Annotated in this window: 29 protein-coding genes and 5 pseudogenes; 22 read left to right on the top strand and 12 right to left on the bottom strand. The window is 67.1% G+C overall.

Going from position 1 to position 25472, the window contains the following annotated elements:
• Window positions 1–105: 105 nt before the first annotated feature.
• Window positions 106–390, top strand: a complete 285-nt coding sequence (locus ACZ4EG_RS36655) for a hypothetical protein (protein ID WP_467793665.1) — start codon at window positions 106–108, stop codon at window positions 388–390.
• Between the two features lie 125 nt (window positions 391–515).
• Here the strand turns inward: ACZ4EG_RS36655 and ACZ4EG_RS36650 are convergent, their stop codons facing one another.
• On the bottom strand, window positions 516–1070 hold the full coding sequence (locus ACZ4EG_RS36650) for a hypothetical protein (protein WP_467793664.1): 555 nt from the start codon (window positions 1068–1070) through the stop codon (window positions 516–518).
• A 29-nt stretch (window positions 1071–1099) separates the two neighbouring features.
• A complete protein-coding gene (locus tag ACZ4EG_RS36645; RefSeq protein WP_467793663.1) occupies window positions 1100–1657 on the bottom strand; it encodes a hypothetical protein in 558 nt (185 codons plus the stop codon).
• 424 nt (window positions 1658–2081) lie between these two features.
• Between ACZ4EG_RS36645 and ACZ4EG_RS36640 the strand changes: the two genes are divergently transcribed.
• Both ACZ4EG_RS36640 and ACZ4EG_RS36635 read left to right on the top strand, forming a co-directional pair.
• Window positions 2082–2216: a DUF294 nucleotidyltransferase-like/CBS domain-containing protein gene (locus tag ACZ4EG_RS36640; RefSeq protein ID WP_453561808.1), complete on the top strand. Its 135-nt coding sequence runs from the start codon at window positions 2082–2084 to the stop codon at window positions 2214–2216.
• A 143-nt stretch (window positions 2217–2359) separates the two neighbouring features.
• Window positions 2360–2599, top strand: coding sequence for a hypothetical protein (locus ACZ4EG_RS36635; RefSeq protein ID WP_467793769.1), 240 nt, complete (start codon window positions 2360–2362; stop codon window positions 2597–2599).
• Here ACZ4EG_RS36635 and ACZ4EG_RS36630 read toward each other — a convergent pair.
• Window positions 2568–2867, bottom strand: a pseudogene (locus tag ACZ4EG_RS36630) (TIGR02391 family protein); the annotation flags it as partial. The gene ACZ4EG_RS36635 and the pseudogene ACZ4EG_RS36630 sit on opposite strands and share 32 nt — an antisense overlap.
• Before the next feature lie 524 nt (window positions 2868–3391).
• Here ACZ4EG_RS36630 and ACZ4EG_RS36625 point away from each other — a divergent pair.
• The 5 genes from ACZ4EG_RS36625 (at window position 3392) to ACZ4EG_RS36605 (ending at window position 6035) form a co-directional block, all read left to right on the top strand.
• Window positions 3392–4162 (top strand): DUF7691 family protein, encoded by a 771-nt coding sequence (locus tag ACZ4EG_RS36625; protein ID WP_467793662.1) that lies wholly within the window; start codon window positions 3392–3394, stop codon window positions 4160–4162.
• Window positions 4163–4306: 144 nt separating this feature from the next.
• Window positions 4307–4453, top strand: coding sequence for a hypothetical protein (locus tag ACZ4EG_RS36620; RefSeq protein WP_467793661.1), 147 nt, complete (start codon window positions 4307–4309; stop codon window positions 4451–4453).
• 21 nt (window positions 4454–4474) lie between these two features.
• Window positions 4475–4609, top strand: a complete 135-nt coding sequence (locus ACZ4EG_RS36615; protein ID WP_467793660.1) for a hypothetical protein — start codon at window positions 4475–4477, stop codon at window positions 4607–4609.
• Window positions 4610–4632: 23 nt separating this feature from the next.
• Window positions 4633–4815 carry a hypothetical protein gene (locus ACZ4EG_RS36610; protein WP_467793659.1) on the top strand — a complete coding sequence of 61 codons (183 nt, stop codon included), beginning with the start codon at window positions 4633–4635 and terminating at the stop codon, window positions 4813–4815.
• 629 nt (window positions 4816–5444) lie between these two features.
• The gene (locus ACZ4EG_RS36605) at window positions 5445–6035 is read left to right on the top strand and encodes a hypothetical protein (protein ID WP_467793658.1); all 591 of its coding nucleotides are present in this window, start codon (window positions 5445–5447) and stop codon (window positions 6033–6035) included.
• A gap of 416 nt (window positions 6036–6451) precedes the next feature.
• Here ACZ4EG_RS36605 and ACZ4EG_RS36600 read toward each other — a convergent pair whose 3' ends face one another.
• Window positions 6452–6793 (bottom strand): hypothetical protein, encoded by a 342-nt coding sequence (locus tag ACZ4EG_RS36600; protein ID WP_467793657.1) that lies wholly within the window; start codon window positions 6791–6793, stop codon window positions 6452–6454.
• 1634 nt (window positions 6794–8427) lie between these two features.
• Between ACZ4EG_RS36600 and ACZ4EG_RS36595 the strand changes: the two genes are divergently transcribed.
• The 3 genes from ACZ4EG_RS36595 (at window position 8428) to ACZ4EG_RS36585 (ending at window position 9821) form a co-directional block, all read left to right on the top strand.
• Window positions 8428–8670 carry a hypothetical protein gene (locus tag ACZ4EG_RS36595; RefSeq protein ID WP_467793656.1) on the top strand — a complete coding sequence of 81 codons (243 nt, stop codon included), beginning with the start codon at window positions 8428–8430 and terminating at the stop codon, window positions 8668–8670.
• Between the two features lie 150 nt (window positions 8671–8820).
• Window positions 8821–8991, top strand: coding sequence for a hypothetical protein (locus ACZ4EG_RS36590; RefSeq protein WP_467793655.1), 171 nt, complete (start codon window positions 8821–8823; stop codon window positions 8989–8991).
• 320 nt (window positions 8992–9311) lie between these two features.
• Entirely contained in the window at window positions 9312–9821 is a 510-nt protein-coding gene (locus tag ACZ4EG_RS36585; RefSeq protein WP_467793768.1) for an NUDIX domain-containing protein, read from the top strand.
• Here ACZ4EG_RS36585 and ACZ4EG_RS36580 read toward each other — a convergent pair.
• The 4 genes from ACZ4EG_RS36580 to ACZ4EG_RS36565 all read right to left on the bottom strand — a co-directional run bounded on the left by ACZ4EG_RS36580 (window position 9739) and on the right by ACZ4EG_RS36565 (window position 12808).
• Window positions 9739–11934, bottom strand: a complete 2196-nt coding sequence (locus ACZ4EG_RS36580) for a tyrosine-type recombinase/integrase (protein WP_467793654.1) — start codon at window positions 11932–11934, stop codon at window positions 9739–9741. The two genes, ACZ4EG_RS36585 and ACZ4EG_RS36580, sit on opposite strands and share 83 nt — an antisense overlap.
• 125 nt (window positions 11935–12059) lie before the next feature.
• Window positions 12060–12251, bottom strand: a complete 192-nt coding sequence (locus ACZ4EG_RS36575; RefSeq protein ID WP_467793767.1) for a hypothetical protein — start codon at window positions 12249–12251, stop codon at window positions 12060–12062.
• Window positions 12248–12436, bottom strand: a complete 189-nt coding sequence (locus ACZ4EG_RS36570; RefSeq protein WP_467793776.1) for a hypothetical protein — start codon at window positions 12434–12436, stop codon at window positions 12248–12250. Before ACZ4EG_RS36570 ends, ACZ4EG_RS36575 begins: the two co-directional genes overlap by 4 nt.
• Window positions 12437–12448: 12 nt before the next feature.
• On the bottom strand, window positions 12449–12808 hold the full coding sequence (locus tag ACZ4EG_RS36565) for a tyrosine-type recombinase/integrase (RefSeq protein ID WP_467793653.1): 360 nt from the start codon (window positions 12806–12808) through the stop codon (window positions 12449–12451).
• 330 nt (window positions 12809–13138) lie between these two features.
• Here ACZ4EG_RS36565 and ACZ4EG_RS36560 point away from each other — a divergent pair.
• Both ACZ4EG_RS36560 and ACZ4EG_RS36555 read left to right on the top strand, forming a co-directional pair.
• Window positions 13139–13786, top strand: a pseudogene (locus ACZ4EG_RS36560) (IS5 family transposase); the annotation flags it as partial.
• Window positions 13787–14049: 263 nt separating this feature from the next.
• A complete protein-coding gene (locus ACZ4EG_RS36555) occupies window positions 14050–14316 on the top strand; it encodes a hypothetical protein (protein ID WP_467793652.1) in 267 nt (88 codons plus the stop codon).
• A gap of 121 nt (window positions 14317–14437) precedes the next feature.
• Here ACZ4EG_RS36555 and ACZ4EG_RS36550 read toward each other — a convergent pair whose 3' ends face one another.
• Together ACZ4EG_RS36550 and ACZ4EG_RS36545 are read right to left on the bottom strand one after the other, a co-directional pair.
• Window positions 14438–15196 (bottom strand): DsbA family protein, encoded by a 759-nt coding sequence (locus tag ACZ4EG_RS36550; RefSeq protein WP_467793651.1) that lies wholly within the window; start codon window positions 15194–15196, stop codon window positions 14438–14440.
• Between the two features lie 339 nt (window positions 15197–15535).
• The gene (locus ACZ4EG_RS36545) at window positions 15536–16246 is read right to left on the bottom strand and encodes a hypothetical protein (RefSeq protein ID WP_467793650.1); all 711 of its coding nucleotides are present in this window, start codon (window positions 16244–16246) and stop codon (window positions 15536–15538) included.
• Between the two features lie 295 nt (window positions 16247–16541).
• On the opposite strand from ACZ4EG_RS36545, the gene ACZ4EG_RS36540 reads away from it, so the two are divergent.
• Both ACZ4EG_RS36540 and ACZ4EG_RS36535 read left to right on the top strand, forming a co-directional pair.
• Complete coding sequence (locus ACZ4EG_RS36540; protein WP_467793649.1) at window positions 16542–17381, top strand: IS5 family transposase; 840 nt, start codon at window positions 16542–16544, stop codon at window positions 17379–17381.
• Window positions 17382–17413: 32 nt separating this feature from the next.
• Window positions 17414–17946 (top strand): annotated as a pseudogene (locus tag ACZ4EG_RS36535) (transposase); the annotation flags it as partial.
• Between the two features lie 19 nt (window positions 17947–17965).
• On the opposite strand, the gene ACZ4EG_RS36530 reads toward ACZ4EG_RS36535, so the two are convergent.
• Together ACZ4EG_RS36530 and ACZ4EG_RS36525 are read right to left on the bottom strand one after the other, a co-directional pair.
• Window positions 17966–18529 (bottom strand): hypothetical protein, encoded by a 564-nt coding sequence (locus ACZ4EG_RS36530; protein ID WP_467793648.1) that lies wholly within the window; start codon window positions 18527–18529, stop codon window positions 17966–17968.
• Window positions 18530–18959: 430 nt separating this feature from the next.
• Window positions 18960–19204: pseudogene (locus ACZ4EG_RS36525) on the bottom strand (hypothetical protein).
• Window positions 19205–19330: 126 nt separating this feature from the next.
• On the opposite strand from ACZ4EG_RS36525, the gene ACZ4EG_RS36520 reads away from it, so the two are divergent.
• The 7 genes and pseudogenes from ACZ4EG_RS36520 (at window position 19331) to ACZ4EG_RS36490 (ending at window position 25221) form a co-directional block, all read left to right on the top strand.
• On the top strand, window positions 19331–19924 hold the full coding sequence (locus ACZ4EG_RS36520) for a hypothetical protein (protein ID WP_467793647.1): 594 nt from the start codon (window positions 19331–19333) through the stop codon (window positions 19922–19924).
• A gap of 170 nt (window positions 19925–20094) precedes the next feature.
• A pseudogene (locus tag ACZ4EG_RS36515) lies at window positions 20095–20391 on the top strand (urease subunit gamma); the annotation flags it as partial.
• On the top strand, window positions 20368–20871 hold the full coding sequence (locus ACZ4EG_RS36510; protein WP_467793766.1) for an urease subunit beta: 504 nt from the start codon (window positions 20368–20370) through the stop codon (window positions 20869–20871). The pseudogene ACZ4EG_RS36515 and the gene ACZ4EG_RS36510, both read left to right, overlap by 24 nt.
• Entirely contained in the window at window positions 20868–22856 is a 1989-nt protein-coding gene (ureC, locus tag ACZ4EG_RS36505) for an urease subunit alpha (RefSeq protein WP_467793646.1), read from the top strand. The genes ACZ4EG_RS36510 and ureC overlap by 4 nt, the downstream gene beginning before the upstream one ends.
• 99 nt (window positions 22857–22955) lie before the next feature.
• Window positions 22956–23630, top strand: coding sequence for an urease accessory protein UreF (locus ACZ4EG_RS36500; protein ID WP_467793645.1), 675 nt, complete (start codon window positions 22956–22958; stop codon window positions 23628–23630).
• 38 nt (window positions 23631–23668) lie between these two features.
• Entirely contained in the window at window positions 23669–24370 is a 702-nt protein-coding gene (gene ureG / locus ACZ4EG_RS36495; protein ID WP_467793644.1) for an urease accessory protein UreG, read from the top strand.
• Entirely contained in the window at window positions 24367–25221 is an 855-nt protein-coding gene (locus ACZ4EG_RS36490) for an urease accessory protein UreD (RefSeq protein ID WP_467793643.1), read from the top strand. Before ureG ends, ACZ4EG_RS36490 begins: the two co-directional genes overlap by 4 nt.
• Window positions 25222–25472 lie beyond the last annotated feature (251 nt).

Below are 25472 nucleotides of genomic sequence, written 5' to 3'. Positions count from 1 at the left end.
GCGGACAGGCACCCGAGGGAGGCCAGCTCATGATGGCGAAGCAGCGCAAGCCATCCGATCCTTCGCGTGATGTGAGCCGACACAAGGGCGGGCTGGGCTTCGGATGTGGACGAGACCGGCCAAGAGGAGAACCCGAGCGCCCACCGGTCCTTCCGTCCCGATGAGTACGCTCCCAAGCCGGGTCCGGGCAAGAAGGCCTCCAAGCAGGAGAAGAAGGGAGTCGCGGCGGACCCGGGCGAGAGCATCGGTGTCCGGGGCAAGGAAAGGGCCAAGAAGTCGCGCAACGATGGCATGCACGACACCGGCCCCAGAGGGCGATCCCAGCGCCCGAGCGGGACCATGGACGCATCAGCAGTCACCGGCGTGGACCCACAGGACCCCCAAGAGTAGGTCCGACTGGGTGACGACCCGGGCCCGGGTGATGGCGACCGGGCCGGACGGATTGTGATGGCCCGGGCCATGAGCTGTGTGACGCGCCCGTTGTGTGGCCCAGGCTCGGGGAAAGAAGCGGTTGCTCACGTGCTGAGCAGCCGGTTGAAGAAGGAGCGGTAGCGACGCAGAGCCCTGCGCAGCTCCTCCGTGTCCACCTGCTCGCCCTCCCCCCACTGCTCCTCCAGGTCCTTCTTGTGCTGAGCAAACGTGGTGGCCAGGGTCTGCATGACGTCTGCGACGAGGGCGTCGGCGTCGTGCACGGCCTCGCGGGGGTCGTCCACGAACCTGGTCTGTATCTTCTGCCAGCGGTCGCGGAAGTCCCGCTCTTCGTCCTCCATCAGGAGCTGCGGAGCCTCATCGTCCGAGGTGCCCGAGGTGCCCGAGGTGTCCGGGGTGCCGGCGACGCCGGTTGTGGCGGCTTCGGTACCGGAGCCGTCTGCGGCGGACCGGCCCCCGCCGGCCTCGTCGGCCGGGCTCGGCGCCTCAGTCGTTGCGGTGCCCTCACCGGGGTAGATCGGGGCTCTCGAAGAGGTCCCCTCCGTTTGTCCCGGCGTCGCGGTGGTGGCGCCGGAGGGCTGCGCGAGGTCCTCGGTGGTCAGACCGCCGCTGGTGCGGCCCGTGTCGTCGTTGCTGTGCATGGCGTTCCTTCGTGCCAAGTCGGGGTCGGTCAGGACCGGGCGTGCTGGGCCCGGCCGCCGTCGGAGAGCAACTCGTCGAACAGCGCGCGGTAGTGCATCATGGCACCGCGCAGCTGCTCGGTCGTCGCCTGGTGGTTGCTGCTGAGAGACTCCACCTCATGCGCGGCCCGGTAGTGCTCGAGGGTGCGCCCGTGCTCCACCGAGAGGTCCTTCATCTGCTGATCGAACCCTTCGGTCGGGTAACCGCGGTCGTGCATCAGGGAGGTCACCAGCCGGTCCGCGTCGTGCACCGCGTCCTCCGGCCGGTCCACGAACTCCTGCTGGACGCTGCTCCAGTCCTGTGTGTAGCGGTCACGCGAGACCGGGGGCAGCGGCTTGATGTCCAGCGCATCGTGCCGCCTCTCGCGCTCTCTGAGTTCGCGCTCGGCAGCACGGCGGCTGTCGGATCCCTCGACGGTGCGTTCGTACTCCGGGCCGAAGCGGTCACGGAGGTGACGGCGTCGCCTCATGAGTGAGACCGCCACAGCGGCCAGGGCGAGCACCACCACGATCGCGATGATGATCGCCAGAAGTGTTCCTGTGGACATGGGTGGCACGCTCCTCTGGGAGTAGTGATTCGCACCTTGCGAGTCCCCATTTGCCCGCTCTTCACCCTTTCCGTGGTGACGGCCTCGATCCCGCGCGCGGGGAACTCGTACCGGCTGCGGCACAGGTGGAGCGGCTACTGTCCTAGGTGGCGCCCGGGCGGGCAGCCGCCGGAGACCTCGAGCTCGCGCAGGAGTTGGTGCACCGGGCGCGGCGCTCCGGCATGAGGCCGCTCGTCAGCGCGGCATATCTGCGCGGTGGGCGTCTGACTGACGTGGCGAGCCCATCTGACACCGCCGTTCTGGGCGCTGGTCAGGGACCGGCCCCGAGCACGTACTGCGCGTGCGCAGACGGTGAGGCGGGCAGGGGCGGGCACCCGGCGGCCGAGTGCGGTGACCGGCACCGCACGAGTGGAAGGGGCCCGTCATGGCCCAGCGTGTGCGCGACATCATGGACGACGTTCCTGTGACCGTGGAGTTGCAGGCCACGGTGACATCGGTGGCCCGACTGATGCGCGACAAGCGCGTCGGGACTGTTCTGGTGAGGATGGCGACCAGCTGAAAGGACTCGTGACCGACCGCGACCTGGTGGTCCGTGTTCTCGCGGACGGGGCAAGCTCTGAGCAGACGACCATAGCCCAGGCGCTGAGCGAGGATCTGGTCACCGTCGGTGCGGACCACGAGGTCGATCAGGTCGCCAGGGTGATGCGAGAACACGCGGCTCGGTTCCTCCCGGTCGTCGACGTCGACGGCAAGCCCGTCGGCGTTGTGTGCCTCGGCGGCCTGGCCACCGAAGGGGACTCGGAATCGTGGGCACGCGCGCACCGCGCCGACGCCGTATCTCCACGGTGGCTCCGGCCCCGGCTGAAGGGGAATCCGAGGACATCGGCCTCGGTGCGGTGGCTCTGGTCACGAGCTGCCGCAGCCGGTCAGCCACTGACTTGACCGCCTCCAGGCTGGCGTGGAAGGGATTCTTGGCCAAGATCTCCAGCGTGCAGTAACGCAGCACCTCCGGATGCGTGGCGCGGCGGCGCAGCTCGGCCCGCAGCGAACTGGCGTGCTGCGCGGCCTCATCCAGGGTGGCCGCCGCCGGCCCCCGGGCAAGCTTCCCCTCGGCGTTCACCCGCAACCCGACATGGACGAGGACCTCATTGAGATCGTCCTGTCGGCGCGAGAACGTCTGCGGCTGCTGCGCGTAACGTACCGGGGCCATCGCCGCGTTGATGAACGCGATCACGCAGTTCGACGCCTGCTGACGGGCCTGCTGCGCCAGCAGCCCCCCGGCCGGCCGGTCCCGCTTGTTGCCGCCTTCCACGTCCGGCACACGCACGGCTGCCAGCAGCTGACCGATCTCCCGCCCGGTCAGCCCCTGCGCGGTGTCGCCGAGCACGCCGGCCACCGCTGTGACGACTGCTCCAGGCCAGGGCTCGCGCATGTGCTGCCACTTTTTCTCCACCCCTCGCCCGATGACCAACCGGCCAGGTTGACATAGGCGCCGGGAAGGGCACTGCCGGTTTTCCTTGTTCCTGCAAGACGGCGACGCCCCAACCCCGCGTCGTGCTCTTCGTCTCATCGCCTGTGTGGTCAGCCATGGGTCCGGTTGCGGGCTGAGAGGTTCAGTCCGGGCCGTTTCGGGAGGCGGATGGGGTCGCGGGCGGTGGGGGCGCTGGGGCGGGCCGGGTCGTGGGCGTGCCGCCCGCCTGCTGAGTGTCAGTGGCGGCTGACAGCATAGTGATCATGAGCCGGATCATCTCATACAGCACTGCCGACAAAGCTGACGTCCTGGGGTTTCTCGGGGCTGCCGGAGGCCTTACGTCCGACCAGGAGCGCATCATCGGCATGATGCGTGAGAGGGCGCAGCGGAGCCGGCTTGAGCTCGACCGCCAGGGCATCGACTGGGGCTTGTCCATTCCCGACGCGCTCGACCACCTCCTGGCCGGTCACGCGAGTTCAGACGCCGAGTACGCGTCCAGTGCCTACCACCGGGCCCTTCAACACATCATCGACTGCAATGCGTTGGATCCCAGTGATCTCGGTGTGTACTCCAAGCCCTCCACCTTCTTCGGCCTGGTGGACGACGAACTGCGCCGCCTGAACGTGAGCGCCGATCTACTGCTGCACGACCACCTGTTCTCCGGGCCGCCTAAGGAGATCCCCTTTTACATCCCCTACCCCGTGGACGGCCCGCACATAGGCATGTTTCCCCTGGCCAAAGCCAAGCCCGCTGCCGCCGCCTACCGCGCTGTGCTGGACCAGATGGACGAAGGTTTCCGTTACGACATCCAGGAGGTGATCGACAAGCTCGAGTTCGAGCACGACGAATGGGAGTACGCCACGAAGAACATCGACTGGTACGAGACGGGCGGAGTGCGGTGCCCGCCTTCCGCCGAGGCCGGAGCGGACCTGCATGGTCGTGCGCCTGGGGACCTGTACGTCACCGTGCTGTCGCTGACTGATCCGGCCATGCCCAGCAAAAGCACGGCTCTGCTGTGGAGGGCGCAGGGTTGAGGGGGCGGGCGAGAACGTCGTTGGTGCGGGAGGCGTCGGCGGCCTCGGGGCGGCTGCTTCTCCGAAGCCCCGGCATCGTCCCCTGGTCTCGACCGGCACGGTGTCCCCGATATCGTGGAGGGTCCCTGATGACCGTCCCATCTCATGATCTGGCAGGAGACCCGCGTGCCCGAGGTCCCGATCGCACAGGGCGAGATCGCCGCTCTCACCCGCCGCTTTGAAGACGTGGCGGAGCGGACGGACCGGGAGTTCGGGATCGTCAAGAGCGATCTCACCGCGCTGCGCCTGTAGGTCGGCAACCTTGGTCAGAAGGTGGGCAACCTGGACGCGAAAGTGAGCGACCTCGCCGGTGACGTCCGTGGCCTCGGCGAGCGGATTGATCGCAATCAGGCGCAGATCGTTGAGCTGCTGACCCGGCTGATCGGCCGGGACCCCAACGCCAGCTGAGCTCGGTCGGCCGGAAGGTGGGGATGGCGAAAGGGACAGCGGCGATCCGTAAGCAGCAGCGCACGGCATTTGGGAACATCGATTCCCTCGCCACCGCCATCGGCACGTCGGGGAACCGGTCGATCACCCAGCGTCTGGACACGATCGAGCGAGTCCTGTTCGCCCTTGCCCGTGTGCAGGGCATCGACCCCGACACCGCCTCCTGACGCAGCTGCTTCCGGTGCCACCTGCGGCTAGAACACCTCCGGCGGTTCAGCCGTTCAGCGACGCAGGAGAAGTCGCAGCAGCCGCCAGGCTCGGCGGCGCCGGTCCGGGTCGGCGGACCAGAGGTACACCCCAGCAAGGAGGGCGACCGGTGTTCCAGCAAGCAACACGGGCGCGGTGAGGTCAGGCATCATCGGTTGAGAACCCCTTTCAGCGGAGAGGGAATCGCGCGGACGCCGGGCCGGCATAACTGTGACAACTCTGGCCTGGGAGTCCGGTCGCGGGAGCCGCGAACGGGCGGCTGACTCAAGGCTGGTGCATGGGCGAGGCGTTCTGACACGTACGACCAAGAGTCACCGCTTCTGTACAAAGTCCTTCTGGCATCGGGCCCTGGGCCAAGCCGTCGCCGCGAGCCTGCCTGGACTTCTTTACAGAATTTGACACTCTTGGCACACTGTTGGCTACCATGAGTGACTTATCCGTAGCTCCGTCGGGCGGTTCAAGCGTCGGTGACGGGCTGGACGTCCTGCGCAGCCGATTGCAACGGCTGCGATTGCACAGTGGTCAGCCGAGCTTTCGTGAGCTATCTCGACGCACCCACAGGGCCATCAGTCACACCACAGTGAGCTCAGTGGTGCGCTGCGAGAAGATCCCGAGATGGGGCCAACTCGAACTGATCGTCGAAGTCCTCGGGGGTGATCTCGCAGAGTTCCGATCACTGTGGGTGGCTGCCGCCGAGGGATCACCAACGCCTTTGACGCCCCAGCGGTCCGAATACGCGCTAGAGACTCAACCGGACTTGGCGGCAGCGAGCACCGAATCCGACACGGTACTCACCCTGCAACACGAGCTTGAGATCGAGCGTCAGCGACGAAGAGGGGAAACCTCCGCGCTGACGTACATCTGGCGCCAGTTGATGACGCCCACCCCAGGCTGGGAGCTCGGCATCGCCCACCTAGAGGAAGTACCAGCGGGTCCCGTTCTCATCGGCTTCGACCAGACGTACGAGCTTGAACTACGACTGACGATCCAGGCCCCGGGCTACTATATTCAGTCGACTACGATCACTGAACCGACCCTGGGGAGCAAGTGGCCAGCAGTCGGCGACGTGCTGCCGATCGAGATCACCGCAGCTCGAGGGTACGTCCCGGCACGCCCGCAGGGAGCCAAGATCAGGGTCCTGTGGGATCTGGTTCCAGAAAGTGTGATCAGCGATACGTGAGGCTCCCCAAGAGCATCACCCACGACTACCGGTGAGAAGCTGTGTGGGGTCCTGACATGACAAGTTGAAACCCGCCCCCTCCTTCCGCGGCGGAGTGCGGCTCGGATGGGCCGTGTCCTGCGTCTGGGTCGGCGGTCGGCGCGGGACGCGGGGCACAGATGCCGCGTCAGCCGATGCAGCCGGTGGGGATGACGGGGCTGAGGAGGCAGTTGGTGGGGGTGTTGCCGGTGATGGTGGAGCTGGTGGTGGGGCTGGTCCACTTTTCGGCCGTCGCCGACACCACTGGTCCACAAGGCCGAACGGGGCCGGAGCCGTCGGACGGTGGGGCGCGCGAAGGAAGTCATGCCAGAATGCCGGGGCCCATAAACAGGGCCCCGGCATTCTGGTCATACTAGGTGTACGGGTAGATCGTGGGTTCAGCCACAGACCGAGGCAATGCAGACATTGATGTTTTTGATCGTGACGCTGGGGTTGAAGGACTTGTAGGTGTTCACCGTCACGTTCTTCAGAGCTGTCACGTTGACGGCGGCGTTGTTGAGGTTGTTCTCCAGCACGCTGAGCTCGTTGCCGGTCAGCGTCCGGTTCCCCGTGATCTTCACGATGACCGGGCCGACGTCCGTGGCGTTGCAGGTGACCACGTTGGCGAGGCCGTTGCTGCAGCTGTAGTGGCCTGTGGCGGACGCAGTGGAGGCACCGCCCAGCAGAAGGGCCGGGACCAGGCCCATGACCGCGGCGGTGGGGACAAGCAGCTTCTTCACGACGGGTGACTTCCTCTCGTATTACCGCTCTCCCCTGGAGCTCCCCATTCCTTGCCTGCACTCTCTCAGGCGGGACGTAAGAGGACCTCAGGGGCTTCCAGTGCCTTGGTCTTGCCAACGGCACGCCACTCACACGCCGGCCGGGAAGGTGCCACCCAGATAGGCGACTTCAATTCGCCCGTTCGAAAAAGGGTTGCTGGTGTTTCGTGATCCTGTTCGTAGAACCCGAGGCCGCTCCCGGCTGAGCCTGGTTCCCGGGCTCCGCACGGCACCACCGGCCCGGGGCCCGTCCGCCTGTCCGCTGCGCAGCCTTCGGCCAACACCCGGGGTGCAGACGAGGCATTGTGCGCGGTGATGTGCTCCCGCACGCCCTGCGGCACTGCTCCGGGCTGGTGTGACCCGGGGTGAACCGGCGCAGAATCCGTGATGGGCGGCCCGGGAAGGTCCGGCAGGCCCCAGCGGGGCGCGCGGCTTGGGGGCTCGCGCGCAACGTAGGTCAGGCCGCGCCGTCTGGGGATGGCGCGGCCCACCCTCCCGCTTCCCCGGACAGCGGCACGTCGTGGCCGGGCGAGGCAACACCATGTCGGCGCGCAGCGAACCGCGGGCCGGGGGCCAGGAACGTCCCGCCAGTACGCGTCCGTCCCGTCTGATGGCCCCTCTGTCCTGCCTGATCATGCACGACAGAGGAGTGTCGAGGCGGAGGACACATTGGAGCATGACGGACACGGATGCCCGGACGGACGCACGCGGAAAGTGGTTCTGCATACTCGCTGGTCGATCACAGGCGTGGTCCGTAGCGAACGCTTGTGGGCGGCCCCGCTGCCTCTGAGAGCGGGGCCGCCCGGCATCGCACGCACAGAAACTGTGGAGACGGAATATGCGTGCTGCACCAAGTCCAACGAGGCCCGGGTGTACGGGCTACGGACAGATCAGGCCGCTTTTCACACGGTAGGGTCGTCCCACTTGCCGCGCCTCCGATGCGGCCTGAAGCCTCCCGATCCCTACGGGTGAACACGTCCCGGCCTGCGCCGACCGGCGCTCGGTCCCAGCCGCCCGGGTCCAGCTCCGCGGCACCTTCGGTTTGTTTCCCGATCAGCGATCCGACTTGATCTCGCCCCCCGGTGGGCACGCAGCCAATCGGATCGATCGGCTTTCGCAGGTCAGCATCGGCACCGCCGCTCGGCCTCACTCTCACGAACACGCTCCCGACCGGGAGGCGTTACCCAGATGGGCCGACTTCAATTCACCTGTTCGAAAAGGGTCTGCGAGGGTGGACGTCGTGCCCCTGGACGGTACGCCTGTGGGGCGTACCTATGTCATCCGCTCCCGGAGTGTGTGTATGAAGCGGCGACAAGGTGTTCCGATCGCGGCGGCCGAGGGGTGGGGAGAGGGATGGGCATCATCGAGCGTGTGCGGCAGGCTGTCCCGGAGCTGGCACACTGCACTTTCTACGAACTCCTCTGGCGGGGCGAGGCGCTGTGCGTCGCGGTCGACTTCAGCCTTCGGGGGGTGTGGACCTTCCGTGCCGACTTGCAGGGGGTCCGGCCTGAGCACGATCCCGAACTGGCCTGGTACTCCCGAAGGTGCTGCCCGGGGACATGTCCCCGGGCAGCACCTTCGGGAGTACCAGGCCGATGACGTACGACGACGAGTACCAGGAGCAGACCGAGCATCAGCACGACGAGAGCGAACAGGAGGACGACGAGCCACTTCGCCTCGCATCCAGCTCCCGGTTCCCCCACACAGTGAGAGCACACGCAGTCATCTGGATGCAGGCCGTCCCACTCGCAGTCGTCCACGACGCCAGCCCACCACAGGAATCCTTCAGCCTCTTGGCCTCGGGACGAGTGGACAAAGGTCCGACACCTCCAAGATGACGTACGCCGCCGAGCTACTCCCGAGACAACCCGATCAAAAGCCGCACCGGGGTGTCCGGTTCCGCTGGGTGTCGTTGGACCGACGACACTCGAGGTCGCTGAGCTTGATCCTGATGATCGCCCAACTCGCCGGCGAACACCAGGATGAACATGCTCCCGCGTAGGGAGCGAATCCACCGGCGGGTCTTCCCCCGGCCGGCGTTCCACCCCGCTATCTGGCCCGCCCGGCTGCACGCCGCGATCGAGGACGACAACGTGCCCGTCATGTTCCACGAGATCCGCAAGGCCACCCTGCCCGCCTTCGTAGAGCTGGGGCCGTAGCACGCCACCCTGGTCGCGGACGTAGCCGCTCTGTACCGGGCCGAAGCCACCACCGTGCACGAGGCACTGTCCGCCCCGTGGGACCGCCGCTACGGCCCCGAACCCGACGCGGATTAGGCCATCCGTGCGGTGACCCACCTACCGGCCCGGTACATCACCGACAACGGGGCGAAGTGGCAAGTTATTGAGAATCGAGACAGGGCTGTGTCCTTTCGTTCGGTGGGGTGAGGTCGGTCCGACGGCCGTCGACTGCGTGCCTGTCCGGGCATTCCGGGCGGGTGTCAGTGGGTTCTGCGATCGTGTGCGTCGTGGATGAACTCGTGGAACGCGTTGATGCGCAGGATCGTGTGCTGGGGGTAGTCAGTCGGCGGGACGCTGTTCGGGAGGGCTGGCTGCACCGGGTTGGCGTGGTGGTGTGCCGCGATAGGCAAGGTCGCTTTCTCGTTCATCGGCGTGCCGAGCAGCTGTCCCGTTTCCCGGGGCACTACGAACTCGGCGTCGGGGGCGCTGCGGGAGTCGGCGAGTCCTATGAGCAGGCGGCTGCCCGCGAGCTCAGTGAGGAGCTGGGGGCGCGGGCGGCAGTGTGCCTTCGGTTCAAGTTCCTCAACCGGGGTGGGCTCAGCCCTCACTGGCTTGGGGTGTGCGATGCCGTGCTTCCGGAGATCGGCGCCCCCGATCCGGGAGAAGTGGCCTGGCACGGGTGGCTGACCGAGTCCGAGCTGCGGCCGTTCCTGCAGCAGTGGACCTTCACTCCTGATAGTCAGGAGATTTTCGGTCGGTATCTGGCCTGTCGTGCTGACCCGGCGCTTTCGCAGAAGCGGTGCTCATGAGCTGGGTCAGAGGGACGAAGGCGCTGGTCGTTCCGAGGTCCTTGGGGGTTGGGCCAGCGGGGGTGGGGGTGTCCACGAGGCGTTCGGCAAGGGCGGTGACGGCTTCGCGGTCTCCTTCGAGGGCTTCGCGTTCGTCGTCGGTGAGGTTGAGTTGTTCGAGCATCTGGTCGATGCCGTCCTTGACGGTCAGGAGTTGGCCGCGGCTTGAGGTCTTGGGGACGTAGAAGGGGCAGCGTGCGCAGGCCGGCCGGTGTGGGCACTTGGCGAAGAAGTCGTAGGAGCAGTAGCCCTCGCCCAAGTCGTAGTACTTCCAGGGCTGCTCGCCGTCGGCGGCAGCGCCCGCGAGGATGGATTCACGGTCGATGAGGACCTGGATGGTGCGCACGTTCCGGGCGAAGTAGTCGGCGCGCTTGTAGGCCGCGGACAGGGTCCGCTGAAGGATCTTGGCGTAGTGGCGGGTGCTGGATGGGTGCTTGTGTCCTAGCCATTGCTGCAGGTCAGTGAGGGACAGGGGGTCCTTGGCGTTGAGGAGTTGGGTGGCAATCGTGGCGCGAGCCCGGTGGCTGGTGAGTGCGCCGCGGGAATCAGACTCGGGAATGCCGGCCTTTGCGCAGAGAATCGGGATGAGCTTGTCGTTGAGGTAGGCGGAGCCGATGAGCTGGGCCCGATAGCAGAACAGGTGCTGGCGTCGCTGTGCGGTCTTGCGGTCGGTGATGTCCGGCAGGGCAGGGCGAACGTCCGCCCAGGCATCGATGAGCTCACCGACGAGGGGGTCGACCGGCTTGGAGAACGCCGCCGTCGTCTTGTTCGCCGGGATGTGCAGCAGGCAGACGCGGTAGGTCTCGCCGCTGTCTCGGTCGGTGGCCTGGTCCCAGCGGACGCATTCGAGTTCGAGACGGCGGATCTCGTCCATCCGCAGCCCGCCGAACAACCACACCCCGACCAGGGCGCGGATCATGTCGATCGGGTAGTAGTTCGCGTGCCATCCGGCGGCCTTCGCCCGTGGTGTCCCGTAGGCGCGCAGGTCGTCAGTGGTCAGCGTCAGTCCGGCGGGCAGGAGGTTGGCCCAGGCGGCATCGTCGATGATCCGGGGGTCTGGGGCGCGGCCGGCCCGCACCGACAGCGGCAGAGCCAGGACGCGGCGGGGATCGAACCTGGGGGTGATCCATTCCCATTCGATCAGGTCGCAGAAGAAGCTGCGTATGGAGTCGACCCGTCCAGCCTTCCCGCCGACGTTCAGGGGCTCGCCCCAGCCGGTGCGGTTGCGGTTGTGGCCGGCCCATTGGCCGCGAACCGCGATCATGGTGTCCGCGATGTACTCGGCGGCGATGTCACGCGTCCAGGCTTGCCGGCTCGTTGCCTCCGGGTGCCGTTCGACCGCCCAGCGCCCGGCCACCAGTAGCAAGGGGAACTTGGTGCGGACGGTGCTGGGCTCGTTGGTGCTGAACTTCCGCCAGCGCAGGACCATCTCCAACCACTCCGGCGGCACCGAGGCCACGGTCTCCGGACGCGTTCCGCGTTGTTGATGGCTGCCGGTGAGCGGCTCGGGGATGAAGCCGTTGGCCGCCAGGACCCGTGACATCTTGAAGAACCCGCGGCGCCGTGCGCTGGAGGCCGGATGGTCGGCGACCAGGTCCTGCAGCAGTTCCAGGGTCACGTCCTTCAAGCGCGGGCTGCCGGCGCCGAGTAGGGCGTCGAGTACCGAGGAACGGACCAGTTCCGGCTGCGATTTCGGTGAGGTCTCCCAGCGTTCCAGCAGCGTGCAGACCTGTTCCAGAGCAGGGTCGACGGCTCCGTGGCCGAAGACGAAGTCGGCCAGCGGGCGCAGCTTGGGCATCTGGACCCGGTGGTGCAGTCGTCGGTGTCCGCCGAAGAGGTAGCCCCAGGACACCAGGTGGGCCCGGCGCCGGTGACGGATCTCGCCCGTGACGGAGGCGACGAACACCGTCCAGGTCTGCTCGTCCCAGGCCCAGTAAGCCAGGGAGCGTCGGCCGACCTCCATCAGGAGCATGTTGCGGGCCGAGTCGGTCAGCGCGTTGCCCCACCGAGCCGAGACCGCCTCCAGGGGATCGATCAGCCGGGCCAGGGCGATGCGGTTTCGCTCGTGGATCACCTGATGATCCAGCCCGGCCAGGCGGCCGAGGGCCGCCCGTTCTTCCGCGGTCAGGACCGGGCTCTGAGCTGCGGTTTTGGCGCAGTACTGCGCAAGCGAGGCAGGTGCTGGCCGTTCGGTCGCGCTCACCGGACTGCCGCCAGTGCCGCCAGCAGGTTCTCCCTGTCCTGCTGGATCGATGTGGACGCGCGGTGCAGCCGAGCGGCGAGCTCCCGGCCGCACAGATGGATGTAATGCATGGTGGTCGCCAAGTCTCGGTGGCCGGCGTACTGGGCGATCTGGTCGATGGTCCAGTCGGCGTGGGCCAGATCGGTCAGCCGCAGGTGCCGGAAGGTGTGAGTGGACAGTCGTGGGCACCGGCCCTGTGGGCGATGCCTTCGACGGTCTTCGACCAGGAGGCAGGCCGCCCCGGCGGCTTGCCGTAGTTGCGGCTGGGTGCGGACCGGAAGACCGGTCCGTCGATACGGCCGAACATGCCGCGGCGTTCGTTGAGGTAGGCCACGAACAGCCGAGACTAGGTGACGCCGAAGGCGACTTCCCTGGACCGCTGGAACTTGGTCGTCTCTGCCCGCAGATGGATCAGGCGGTGTGCGTGCTCGAAGTCGCCGACATCGATTTGGACTAGCTCCTCTCGGCGCAGGGCACCGTCGTAGGCGAGCGTGACCATGAGCCGGTTGCGTAACGACTCCTCGGCGCACGCGGCGAGAATTCGCTGCCAGACGTCCTCGTTGGGGATCCAAGGCGCCTGCTCGAGGCGCCGTACGAGCCCCTTCCGCGGACGACGGCCACGGCGGCTCGACTGCCCCCGACGTACCGGATTCCGTTCGCGCAGCCCGTCTTCCACCAGGTACTCGTAGAAGGACCGCACGGCCACCAGACGTTGCTGGACAGTCGCGTTCGCCAGACCCGTCTCCGGATGCAGCGGGGCCTTCGCTGTCCGCGGCGGGGCCGGTCGAGCATGTCCCCGATCCAGCCGCAACCGTGTCCGCACCGGCCAGTACGGGATCTGTGCCTTCAACTGCGCAGAATCGCAGGTGGTCCTCAACCGCCCGCCCGTACGCGTCGATCGTGTTGGAAGCCCGACCGATGTTCGCAATGAACTGCAGCCACCGTCGGGCCAGTTGATGTTCAGCGAGAGTGGGGAACTTGCCCCACGGGATGGGGGCCATGACAGCAGGCTAGCCCTGCTCGATTCCACATAAGGCGGGCCCTGCCTGCGGATTTTCCGCCCTGGCGCACGGTCTGGGGGTTCATGGCATGCTGGGCGGCGGCCGGGATCGTCGGCCAGATCCGCGACCATCTCTCCCGTCGGATCCGCCGCGGCATGGGCAAAGGGCCCCGGGCGGTCGCAACCGTGATCGACTCCCAGAGCGTGAAGGCCGCCGAGACCGTCCAAGGCCAACCGCGGGTATGACGCGGGCAAGAAAATCAACGGCCGCAAGCGTCACCTCGCTGTCGACACCCGCGGACTGCCCCTCCTGGTCATGGTCACCCCCGCCGACCTGCACGATTCTGCAGCCGCCAAGGAAGTGCTCTTCCGCCTGCGCCTGATGCACCCCGAGATCACGATCGTGTGGGCCGACTCCGCATACGCCGGAAAACTCGTCGACTGGGCGAAACAGCACCTCAACCTCACGATCAAGCCCGTCAGCCGCCCCAAGGACGCCTCCGGCTTCGTCGTACTGCCCCGCCGCTGGGTCGCCTGGCCTGGATGATGCGTGCCCGCCGCCATGCCCGGGACTACGAGCGTCTCGTCCAGCACTCCGAGGCACTGATCACCTGGGCAGCCATCACCCTCATGACCAGGCGACTCGCCCAGAAAGGCGCCACCCCCAGCTGGCCGAGGAAACCGGCGATCGTGTTGGCTGACTGCCTTCTCAGTCCTGAAGAGAGCTCGCAACACGATCATGCATCTCGATCCTGGTGGCCGTATCGTGGTCGGCGTTTGAGGGGCGGGAACGATGACTTCTGGGGGATCCGGTGGGCGTGATGTGGGCGGCGACATCGCCGGAATCAGGATATTTTTCCGTAGTTGAGAGGTGTTCGGAGGCCGGAGACCTATCGGCCTCCTTCAGCCAACTGCGTTCCCGCGGTCATGGGTACCTCCAGGTTCGATTGCCGGAGAGTGACTATCCTCTGCTGACCCTCGGCTTCCGCGGTGATCACGCAGTCGTCCATCTGTTCAGCGACGCTGAGGCCGTCTCCCTTCTCGTGGGAGACGGCACCACCCCCTCGGACACCGTGGTCGACGTCCCGATCATGGAGGACCCAGCAGAGTTCACAGGCGACTTCGTCCTGAACGCCGACCGCGCGTGGACCTGTGTGTGCACGTTCATCCAGACAGGGGAGTCCAGCGATCTGGGCCAGTGGTGTGCGTTGTAGCCACATTCTCCGAATGACGAGGTAGAGAACACCGCGCGTAACCGCAGGCGAGGCGACCGCACCAACTCCGCACGCGGATTACTGACGTTCCAGGCGTGATGTCGTCAGGGGCAACCGATCATCACGTCGCCGCACCGATCACCCTTGCCAGGTACTTGTCAAAGAGATCTGCCTTGTAGAGGAGCCCGCTGTACTCGACGGGGATCCGGTACCCGTTGACTTCGGCGGTAGGCGTTCCCGGCCCGGCGTGCCCGTTGTAATGCCCAGCGGCATCGAACACCTTCTCGGAGGAATCCACGAAATCCCGGTACTTCATGGACTTCACCGCGGTGTCGAAGGACGGGCTTCGTAGGCCCTTCACCTTGCTCGCCAATTGCAGCAGGCGCGCATCGGTGAACCCGTCGACCTCCTCGGAAGGCTGGTTCTGGTAGAGGACGGCGTGGTACTCGGCGAACTTCCCCTTCTCCACCGCCGCGCGCAGCGCGTTGACGGCCTTCTTCGACCCGGTTCCTCCCAGCCGTCCGTCCAGGAAGGACGCCATCGTGTACTCGACCTTGACCTTGCGCCGCAGGATCCACTTGGTCAGGACCGGGCCGCCGCCCGAGGTCTCGAATTGCTTGCAGTACGGGCAGCGCGGGTCTTCGTAGAGGTGCACGGTAATCCGCGCCTGGGGATCGCCCACCAAGACGCTCGTGCCGTCCGGTTCCACCTGCTCGGGCACGTCAGCCGACCTGGCGTAATCGGCCTTGCCCGAGGTTTGTTGTCCGTCGTCGGCGGCCGCGACCGGATGCCGAGACCCGCAGCTCACCACGGCCGCACCGAGCACGCCTGTCAACACGGCCACCGTCAGCCGTCTACCCCCACGCTTCAGCTGCATCATGCCCCCCTGAATGTCATGGAAGGGGAGAGTAAGGCATCCGCTCCAGGACCAGGGCGGTGGGGGTTCTTCCGTGGTGCTCAGCTGCTGCCACAGGTTCCCTACGTGTTCCGTTGGGAACCCTTCGCCGTCCAGAGGCTGTTTGCGTGCGACATCACGCCTGGAATCTCAGTAGAAGCACGCACTGACAGCTTGTGAGCATTTCGCCTCGGGGTGACTTGTGGCGCTGTCAGAGTGAGCCTGGTCTCGGCGATGAACCATCGGGTCGGTACTGCATCCGCTTCAGCCGGGTCCGGTCAACTCGGCGAGGGCGTCAACGGCGCAGGCGGCAAGGTCGCCCTTTCAGTTCGAGATGCGTTTCGCCAGGCGTTGACGTGCCCACTGCACGAAGCGAGGGTAGCCGCCTGCCGCCTCCTCCTGGTCGATCAGTGCGCCGACCTCCTCAGCCGGATCGCTGTCCACCCGCAGGACGATCTCACCCACTAGCGGATCCACATCCATCCACATCCCCAGCGACACGTCCGTGCTCCGCACGACCTCCAGCAGGTTGGACCGGTCGAGAAGGTGCCGCATACGCGGAAGCGTCTCCTCCCGCAGGGTCCTCTCCAGCGCCAGGCCGCAAATCTCGTCACTGCCCTCGTACGGGAACGCCCACCGCTCGCGGAAGAACGGGAACCCGTCGCGGGGGTGGTGCGCGGCCTCCCGCGGGGGAATGACGCGGCCTGTCACCAGGGCCCCTGAGCTGTCCGGCTTCCTGGCACCCGCAGGCTCGCCAGTGATCCATTCCCAGTACGGGAGCGGCACGACGTGCCAATTGACTTCGAAGACGACCATGTCAGGATCCACAGCATGCCTTGAGAAGACGAACATGGCTTGGTCACCATTGTCTGCAATCAGGCGAAACGTCCGACCCGATTTGGAACAGCCGTCCGTCTTGGCGAGCGGCACGACGTATCGCCGGATCAGTGCGTCAAGGGGATGCATACGGACAACCGTTTCTCGTTGTGGGAACATCAAGATCAACGGATCGCTGCTGTTGGAAGGCGGCTGCACGGGCTGAGCATAAGCGGACGCTCCAGCCACGAGCCTGGCCCCCACCTGATGTGGTCAGAGCATTAGAAACACGCACTGAAAGAGCGTTTTGTCCCGGTGAGGTTGTTTGGGGTCGATTCACAGTGCGAGCCGGAATGGGGCTCTCGGGGCAGACGTGTCTGATGAGAAGCAAAGGATTCGTGTCGTCGATCGGCGACCCGTTTCGTTGCGTTCACTCCTGTCTGATCCCAACGCGCCCCCGGTTGACCTCGTTTGCGCCCTGGGGAGGCGGCCCGCTCGACGGTACTACCGAAACATGACGCGACACCGCCCGTATCCCAGCGACCTCTCCGATGCAGGCTGGGAACTGATCGGGTCCACGCTCACCACCTGGCGGGCCGAGCGCCGAGGCAAGGGTCTCGACATCGGCCGCCCGCCTGAGCATGACCTGCGCCGTATCATGGACGCCATCCTCTACGTCGACCGCACCGGCATTGCCTGGCGTTACCTGCCCCACGACTTCCCGCCGTGGGAGACGGTCTACGGCTACTTCGCCGCCTGGCGAAAAGAAGGCGTCTTCGACCAACTCAACGGTCTCCTGCGGCGCCTGGTCCGGGAGGCCGAAGGCCGCGACGGCGAGCCAACCGCCTGCGTGCTGGACGCGCAGAGCGTGAAGACCTCCGCGAACGTGCCGGCGACCAGCCAGGGCATCGATGCCGGCAAGAAAGTCGCAGGTCGCAAGCGCCACATCGGCGTGGACACCCTCGGCCTGCTCCTGGCTGTCTGGGTCACCGTGGCGAGCGTTTCCGACAAAGTCGGCGGCATGCACCTGATGTCCCACATCGCCGTCACCCGCCCTCGCGTGACCAAAGCATGGGCCGACACCGGCTACCGCACCAAAGTCATCGACCACGGCGCCTGCCTCGGCATCGACGTGGAAGTCGTCCAACGCGCCCCGGGCGTCAAAGGCTTCAAGGTGATCCCGCGACGCCGGGTTGTCGAGCGGACCTTCGGCTGGCTGATGCATCACCGCCGACTGGCCCGCGACTACGAAACCCACCCGCACCGTTCCGAAGCCATAATCCACGTCGCGATGATCGACCTCATAAGCCGCAGACTTACCCGTGAATCCACCCCGAACTGGCGCGACACCTGAACCTCGAACCAAACAACCTCACCGGAACAAAACGCTCTTTGAGGCCGCCGAAAGGCTGCACCTGGGCCGCCGCGGCCACACCCCGGTGGTTCGGGTCACCGCCACAGGCACCAAACGTGTCTCGATGGCCGCGCTGATCTGCACCAAAGCCGGCCGCCGGCCACGGCTGATCTACCGCATCCACCTCGACCGCGGCCCCGCCAAGGGGCGACGCAAGGGCTTCACCGAAACCGACTGCGCCCGCCTGCTGGATGCCGCACACCAGCAGCTCGGCGGCCCCGTCGTCCTGGTGTGGGACTTGAACACGCACGTCAGCCGCACCACGCGGGAGCTGATCGCGGCCCGGTTATGGCTGACCGTCTACCAGCTGCCGCAGTACGCTCCCGAGCTCAACCCGGTCGAGGGCGTGTGGTCGCACCTGAAGAGGTCACTGGCCAACCTCACCAAACACAACCTCGACCAGCTCGCCGCACTGGTGAAGACCCGGCTCAAACGGATGCAGTTCCGAACCGGCCTCATCGAGGGCCTCATGGCCAAGACCGGGCTCGACCTCCAACCGCCGTAACCCCAGCCATTAACGATCCCTAGCTGGTCGGCGGGCGCACCCGCTGCCTTTTCCGTTCCACCAAGTAACCGACCGCGGTTGCGCCCAGTAGCACCAGCCCCATGGAGACCCCACTGAAGAGCCAACTGGCCGGAGTGCCTTTGGCTCTTTCCACACTCCAGAAGACCACCGACAGCACGCCCCAGCGCGTACACAGGCGTGCAAGGGCCCGTCCGAACCCGCCGGGACGCGGACGGTGCGCGGCCAGACGGGCGGCGGGGCCGTAGCCGACGCGCTCGTAGTGCAATTGAGTCAGGCGCTCCAATCGCAGGCACAGTGCGAAGAACAGCATCAGCCCAGCGCCCAACATGACCGCCTGCAAGAAGCGCGTCCCATCGGTGAATGCCCCGAAGGTCATGCCGCCCAGCGCCGCGAGCGGCACTGCCAGGACAGCCGCGGAGCGCAGCGGGCGGCTGGCGACGCGAACCGCGATGGGCGCCGGAGGCCGGTACCTCCCGCCCATGCCGAGAGACCGATCGGCTTTCAGGACCGCCGTCAGCAGCAATATCTCCGCCTTCCGCAGCACCTGCAGCATCTGCTTCATAGGTCCCTCGCACGTCGACGATGCCAAATACACACAATGGACCATCGACAGGGCGCAAGGTTGCCGTCGCTGCGCGATTCAGCTGGCAGCGGCCTCCGCGGCCGCCCAGCATCCGCACGCCACCACGTACGCATGAGGCCGCCCCCCGTTGCCGGTGCAGCGGCGGGCTCGGCATGCAGTATCGCCCAGGCTTCAGCGAGGGACTCGTGGCCAAGACCGGACTCGACTTCCGACCGCCGTAACCCCAGCCCTTAAAGATCCCTAGTGCATCCACCCGAACGTGAACCCCAAGCTGTAATCGACCAGGTATACGGGATCCCGTTCTTGGGCGTTTGTCAGGCTTCGCCTGGGCGCCTTACCGTCTTCTCTCTGCACGGTATGGCGCATCCCGAGCGGAGCTCCCGGCACGGCCGACCGGGACGGGAAGTGATCAGCCCGCCCACCCGATGTCCCGGACCTCGATCGCTCCGGCGTGCGGCGTGTAGTGGATCCAGCACCGCCGGCCGAACGCCTCCCGGATCTCCTCCACCGACCCCGGGTCGCGGACATCGGGCCAGGCCCGCGATTCATCCGCGCGACCTCCACGAGCGCCATCACCTCTTGGCGGGCCCGGTCGTCCGGCAGCTGCGCCATGACCTCGACCGCGAGTTCCTCCACCACCACGCCGTACCGCATCCCGCACACCTCCGTGTGATCGACTCGGGCAGCAGCGTACGGAGGAACCGCCGATCACGTTCCGGCCTGTGGATAACCCGGATCGGGCATGGCCAGAGGCCGGACGACGGCGAGGGGTAGATTTACATGTACCGCATGGCGCGTGAGCGGGTGCGGTGGCCGGCCGTAGTGGACCGGGCGAGACAGATCGTGCAGGAGTACGCCCCACTCAAGGTCACGCTGCGGCAGGTCATGTACCGGCTGGCCTCCGAGGGCGCCCTGCCGCACACGCCGCCGATGTACCGCGAAGCAGCCCACAATCACCGGCGGGCCCCACGCCATGGCCCGTTGCGAGGACCGGAAGGACCGGTCGGCTTGATCGGTGGCGATCCGGTGGTATCCGTCGATCTGGGGCTGGTTGAGTTCCAGGAGCGTGGCCAGGGGCGTGACGGTCTTGAGGTCCGCGAGCTTCTGCGCGTCGATCTCCACTCGCCGGCGGGTGGTCATCGGGAAGTGGTCCAGGTCCTCATCGCGAAGGATCACCATGCTGCTGTCCGGCGCGTGGGTGGCGACGGCCGCGGTCAGGGCCGGGCTCTGTTCGCGGCGCAGTGGATCCACCGCCCACCGAGTGCGCCCGCCCCCGCGTCGGATCTCGTCTGGGACGCGGCGGGCGTCCCGGACACCCTGCTCGCCTGGGCGCTCGCCCTGGGACAAGAACCGGGCTTCTGTCCGGCGGGGTGAAAACGGCGTAATCCGCGGATTCATCCGATGGTGTAGATCATCCGCTGTTTGGCCGTCGCGCTGTTCTTGTCCCGCTGATGCTCAAGGAGCGTCCGTTGTCCAGGGTGCGTTGTCCGTGACCTTGGCATGCCCGGCCGCACGCACTATCCGGCCAACAGAATTGAGTCATAGTGCATTTGACTCCGCATGAGCAGGAGCGCTTGCTGATCCACGTCGCGGCCGACGTAGCAGGGAAGCGCCGCGACCGGGGGCTGCTTCTCAACTACCCCGAGACCGTGGCCCTGCTGACCGTTCACGTCTTCGAGGCGGCGCGCGATGGTAAGACGGTCAGCGACGTGATGGACTCGGGCCGACAAGTACTCACGCGTGACGACGTGATGGACGGCGTCCCGGAGATGATTAAGAACGTCCAGGTGGAGGCGACCTTCCCGGACGGCACCAAGCTGGTCACGATCCATGACCCCATCCCGGAGGCCACGGAGAGGCCCAGGGTCTACCCGGGCAAGGTCGAGCACCCCCAGCCGGCGCGCAGGCCGGAGTGCCCGGTCGACTGTGACGACACCGACTCTCCTGCTTGTTGCGATGAGTGCCAGGACGCCGCGTCCTGGCACGAGGCGATCGCGTTCAACGAGAACCTGCAGCGCGACAAGAAGACGATCAAGGTCAGCAACACGTCCGACCGTCCCATCCAGGTCGGCTCCCACTACCACTTTGCCGAGGTCAACCCCGGCCTCGAGGTGGTCGAGAACCCCGTCGGCACGTCCGTGACCAACGAACCGCTCAAGGACTGCGCTGAGGCGAAGGGGCGACGGCTCAACATCGCCGCAGGCACGTCCGTGAGGTTCGAACCAGGAGATGTGTGCTGCGTTGAGCTGGTGAAGATCGAGGGCGATGCCAAGAGCGACACCAGCAAAATCCAGGGACTGCGCAAGGGGATCGTCCGATGAGCAGCCAGCCGGGGCAGACGGGCCAGCAGAGGCAGAGCAACGTGCTGAAGCGGGCAGACTACGCCGCCTTGTACGGGCCCACCACCAAGGACCGGGTCCGCCTCGCCGACACCGATCTCACCGTCGAGATCGAAGCTGACTGGAGCGGCGGACCGAAATACAGCGGCAACGAGATGATCTTCGGTGGCGGGAAGGTGATCCGAGAGTCGATGGGCATGTCCCACATCCCGAGGGACGGGGGCGGCAAAGAAGGTCGCCCTCCCGTGGACACGGTCATCACGGGGGCGCTGATCCTCGACTGGTGGGGCGTGGTCAAGGCCGACGTCGGCATCAGAGACGGCAAGGTTCATGCCATCGGCAAGGCGTACAACCCCGAGACGATGGACCCGATCCCGGCGTTCGAGAAGTCCGCTCGCGAACAGTCGGGCGAGCAGCTGCCGGTGACGGCGACGAACTTTGTGGTCGGCCCGAGCACCGAGGTCATCTCCGGCAACGGCCGGATCCTCACCGCGGGGGGTGTGGACACCCACGTGCACTTCATCTGCCCCGAGGAGATCCACGAGGCCCTGGCCTCGGGAGTGACCACTCTCATCGGCGGAGGCACCGGACCCGCGGAGGGCAGCACTGCCACCACCGTGACCCCGGGCGAGTGGCACATCACCCGAGTCTTCGAGGCCTTGGACGAGTACCCGGTCAACATCGGTCTGCTCGGCAAGGGCAGCACGATGAACGTCAAGGCTCTGAACGAGCAGGTGGACGCCGGTGTCATCGGCTTCAAGGTTCACGAAGACTGGGGTGCCACGCCCGCGGTAATCGACAAGGCGCTGGCAGTCTGTGAGGAGCGCAAGGTCCAGCTCGCCCTGCACGCCGACTCGCTCAACGAGTCCGGCTTCCTGGAGAGCACCAAGGCTGCCTTCAAGAAGCGTTCCGTCCACATCTTCCATGTCGAGGGCGCCGGAGGGGGCCACGCCCCGGACATGATCGAGCTGGTCAAGGAGCCGAACGTCCTACCCGCCTCGACCAACCCCACCCGGCCCTTGACGCTGAACACCGTCAAGGAGCACGTCGACATGATGGTCGTGTGCCACCACCTCAACCCGGACATTCCGGCGGACATGGCTTTCGCGGATTCCCGCATCCGGCCGTCCACCATGGCGGCGGAGGACCTCCTCCACGACATGGGCGCCATCTCGATGATGTCCTCGGATGCCCAGGCGATGGGGCGCATCGGCGAGATGATCATGCGCACCTGGCAGACCGCGCACGTCATGAAGGCCCGCTATGGCGCACTGCCCGAAGACCTCCAGAGCGCGAAAGTACGAACGACCGGCAAAGACAAGGACCACTCCTTCAACGAGGACAGCCTGAAGCCGAACGACAACTACCGCGCGCGCCGGTACGTCGCCAAGTACACGGTCAACCCGTCGATCACGCACGGCATCGCAGGCTACGTCGGTTCCGTGGAGCCGGGGAGGCTGGCAGACCTGGTGCTGTGGGAGCCGAAGTTCTTCGGAGTCAAGACGCACATGGTCCTCAAGGGCGGCCAGCTCGCCTACGCGCAGGTCGGCGACGCCAATGCGTCGATCACGACGCCGCAGCCCTACCTGCCGCGGCCGGTCTGGGGGTCAACCGGTCGTGCCCCGGGGAGCAACTCGGTCAACTTCGCCGCCCCAGGCGTGGCTGACCGGCTGAACACCCGATTCGTCATCACCCAGGACAGCAGCAACAAGGTCACGGAGGCGAAGACAGAGGGGCTCGGACTCAGCAAGAAGTTCGTCGAGATCTCGGACACCCGGCACATCAAGAAGAGCGACATGAAGCTGAACGACACGGTGCCGGACAGCCTCGAAGTCGACCACAACAGCTTCGAGGTCACCATCGGCGGTGCGACGACGAGCGACGCCCGCACCGAACTCAACGGTGCGACCGTACCGCGCTCCTACGTCACCGAAGTCCCTCTGGCACAGCGGTACTTCCTCTTCTGATCCGACACCAGGCCCGGCCGTCGGCGCCGCCGCAACGGCCGGGCCCGGTGTACCCGTCCGGGCCACCGCATCCACCCTGTGAAAGGCAGCCGCTCGCCCATGAGCCGCGCAGCCCTGCTCCTCCTGGCCGACGGCCGCTTCCCCGCCGGTGGGCACGCCCACTCCGGCGGCGTCGAGGCCGCGGTCGCCCACGGATCCGTACACGACACCGACAGCCTGGAGGCGTTCTGCCGCGGGCGTCTGCACACCACCGGTCTGACGACGGCCGGGCTGGCCGCGGCAACCGCCGCCGGACATGACCCACTGCTGCTTGACGCCGCCGCCGACGCGCGCACCCCCGCCCCCGCACTACGTGCCGCCGCCCGCAGGCTCGGCCGGCAGATGATGCGCGCAGCTCGTGCCACCTTCCCCTCGGCCGAACTCGAGCACCTGGCCGCCGCGCGTCCACAGGGCGCCCACCAGCCCATCGTTCTGGGCCTCGCCGCCCGCGCCGCCGGGCTCGCCCCGGTGGACATCGCCTATGCCGCCGCGTACGAGAGCATCGGCGGCCCGGCCACCGCAGCGGTGCGCCTGCTGAGCCTCGACCCCCTCGACGCCTCGGGGCTGCTGGCCCGCCTCGGCCCCGAGACCGACGACGTCGCCGCAGCCGCGGCCGACGCCGCGACCCGCGCCATGACCGAGGGCCTCGACGCCCTGCCGTCGGCCTCCTCACCCCTGCTGGACATCACCGCGGAGCAGCACGCCGACTGGACCGTCCGGCTCTTCGCCTCCTGACCACCACCCGAACACCCGCACGTCCCAACGGAGTCGCCATGCACCTCGACCACTCCCTGCCCCACCAGCACATCCCCAGCGCTTCGGCGACCCGGCCCGACAGCAGCCGCCGTGCCCTCCGCGTCGGCCTGGGCGGCCCCGTCGGCTCCGGCAAGACCGCGACCGTCGCCGCGCTCTGCCGCATCCTGCGCGACCGCTGGTGCATCGCCGCTGTCACCAACGACATCTACACCCGCGAGGACGCCGAGTACCTGCTGCGCGAAGCCGTCCTGCCTCCCGAGCGCATCACCGCCGTCGAGACCGCCGTCGAGACCGGCGCCTGCCCGCACACCGCGATCCGCGACGACATCTCCGCCAACCTGGAAGCCGTCGAGCACCTGGAAGAGACCTTGCACCCCCTCGACCTGGTGCTCGTCGAGTCCGGTGATGACAACCTGACCGCCACCTTCTCCAAGGGCCTCGTCGACCTGCAGATCTTCATCATCGACGTGGCCAGCGGCGACGACATCCCCCGCAAGGGCGGCCCCGGCATCACCACCGCCGACCTCCTCATCGTCAACAAGACCGACCTCGCCCCGCACGTCGGCGCCGACCTGGACACCATGGCCAGCGACGCGCAACGACAGCGCGGCGACCTTCCCGTCATCTTCACCAGCCTCACCTCCGACGACGGCATCCGCGAAGTCGCCGACTGGGTCACCGGCCACCTCGCCCAGTGGCGCGCCGGGGCAGCTGTATGAGGCCCTCCTCCCCCCTCGCCTCCGCCCGAGCCACCTCCGGCCTCGACGTTCCCCCAGCCGGCGCCCGGGAGCCCGCCGGCCACCCCGACGGCGTACGTGCCACGGCCCGGATCCGCGCCGCGCACAACGGACGCGTCACCACCCTCCCGCAGTTGCGCAGCGACGGCCCCTTCCACCTGCGGCGCATGCGTACCGCCGGCAACGTCGCCACGGTGGGGATCATCGGCGCGATGAGCGCCCCGCTCGGCGGCGACCGGCTCACCCTCGACATCACCGCCGAAGACCGGGCCGAGCTGGAGGTCACCACGGCTGCCGCCACCCTCGCCCTGCGCGGCCCCACCACCGAAGCGGCCACCTACGACGTGCGGCTCACCGCCGGAGAACACGCCCACCTGCGCTGGCTACCGCAGCCCCTGATCAGCGCCGCCGGCAGCAATCTGAGGCAGACGTACACTGTCGAACTCGCCGTCACCTCACGGTTCGTGCTGCGAGAAGAACAGCTCCTGGGCCGGGCCGACGAGGAACCAGGCCACCTCGTCAGCCGGATCCTGGTCCACCGTGCCGGGCACCCACTACTTGACCAGCACACGGCGTATGGGGCGCCAGAACCCGGCTGGGACGGCCCGGCCGTCCTGAACGGGCACCGCGCCGTCGGCCAGCTCCTGGTCGTGGACCCGCGCTTCGACGTCCGACGAGACCCCGTACTCCTCGGCGAAGGCACCAAGGACGGGTGTGCCGTCCTCGCACCGCTGGCAGGCGGCCCGGCACTGCTCGCCACCGCCATCGCACCAACCACCTCGACGCTGCGGGAACTGCTCGACGAGGCACACGCACGCGCCCTCACCCGCTAGCGCGGACGGGCCGACGCCCCCGGCGGGCGACGGCCCACCACGTCGGACCAGTCCCACACTGAGGTCTGTTCATCCTGAAGTTGCTGGTCATGGGTTTGATGTGACTAGGGGTGTATTGATCACGAGCGTTGTTGACACGCGCAGGGCTTGATCATGGCGAAGACCTCCGGTGTGGTGGAGCTGTCTAGGACTGCACCGCACGGAGGTCTTCGTGTCCCACCGTAATGCCCGGCTGACCGTTCACGGCAGGC

Source organism: Streptomyces sp. NPDC025638 (genome assembly GCF_055558775.1).
The sequence above is the reverse complement of the archived record's forward strand: the minus strand, read 5'-3'. Positions and strand labels throughout refer to the sequence as shown.

Excerpts from the sequence above, each read along its gene's own strand:
- ACZ4EG_RS36490 (WP_467793643.1), top strand. The coding sequence starts at position 24,367 with ATGAGGCCCTCCTCCCCCCTCGCCTCCGCCCGAGCCACCTCCGGCCTC.
- ureG (WP_467793644.1), top strand. The coding sequence starts at position 23,669 with ATGCACCTCGACCACTCCCTGCCCCACCAGCACATCCCCAGCGCTTCG.
- ACZ4EG_RS36620 (WP_467793661.1), top strand. The coding sequence starts at position 4,307 with ATGATCTGGCAGGAGACCCGCGTGCCCGAGGTCCCGATCGCACAGGGC.
- ACZ4EG_RS36635 (WP_467793769.1), top strand. The coding sequence starts at position 2,360 with ATGCGAGAACACGCGGCTCGGTTCCTCCCGGTCGTCGACGTCGACGGC.
- ACZ4EG_RS36595 (WP_467793656.1), top strand. The coding sequence starts at position 8,428 with ATGACGTACGACGACGAGTACCAGGAGCAGACCGAGCATCAGCACGAC.
- ACZ4EG_RS36645 (WP_467793663.1), bottom strand. The coding sequence starts at position 1,657 with ATGTCCACAGGAACACTTCTGGCGATCATCATCGCGATCGTGGTGGTG.
- ACZ4EG_RS36640 (WP_453561808.1), top strand. The coding sequence starts at position 2,082 with ATGGCCCAGCGTGTGCGCGACATCATGGACGACGTTCCTGTGACCGTG.
- ACZ4EG_RS36650 (WP_467793664.1), bottom strand. The coding sequence starts at position 1,070 with ATGCACAGCAACGACGACACGGGCCGCACCAGCGGCGGTCTGACCACC.
- ACZ4EG_RS36610 (WP_467793659.1), top strand. The coding sequence starts at position 4,633 with ATGGCGAAAGGGACAGCGGCGATCCGTAAGCAGCAGCGCACGGCATTT.
- ACZ4EG_RS36625 (WP_467793662.1), top strand. The coding sequence starts at position 3,392 with ATGAGCCGGATCATCTCATACAGCACTGCCGACAAAGCTGACGTCCTG.
- ACZ4EG_RS36530 (WP_467793648.1), bottom strand. The coding sequence starts at position 18,529 with ATGAAGCAGATGCTGCAGGTGCTGCGGAAGGCGGAGATATTGCTGCTG.
- ACZ4EG_RS36520 (WP_467793647.1), top strand. The coding sequence starts at position 19,331 with ATGTACCGCATGGCGCGTGAGCGGGTGCGGTGGCCGGCCGTAGTGGAC.
- ACZ4EG_RS36550 (WP_467793651.1), bottom strand. The coding sequence starts at position 15,196 with ATGATGCAGCTGAAGCGTGGGGGTAGACGGCTGACGGTGGCCGTGTTG.
- ACZ4EG_RS36540 (WP_467793649.1), top strand. The coding sequence starts at position 16,542 with ATGACGCGACACCGCCCGTATCCCAGCGACCTCTCCGATGCAGGCTGG.
- ACZ4EG_RS36500 (WP_467793645.1), top strand. The coding sequence starts at position 22,956 with ATGAGCCGCGCAGCCCTGCTCCTCCTGGCCGACGGCCGCTTCCCCGCC.
- ureC (WP_467793646.1), top strand. The coding sequence starts at position 20,868 with ATGAGCAGCCAGCCGGGGCAGACGGGCCAGCAGAGGCAGAGCAACGTG.
- ACZ4EG_RS36590 (WP_467793655.1), top strand. The coding sequence starts at position 8,821 with ATGCTCCCGCGTAGGGAGCGAATCCACCGGCGGGTCTTCCCCCGGCCG.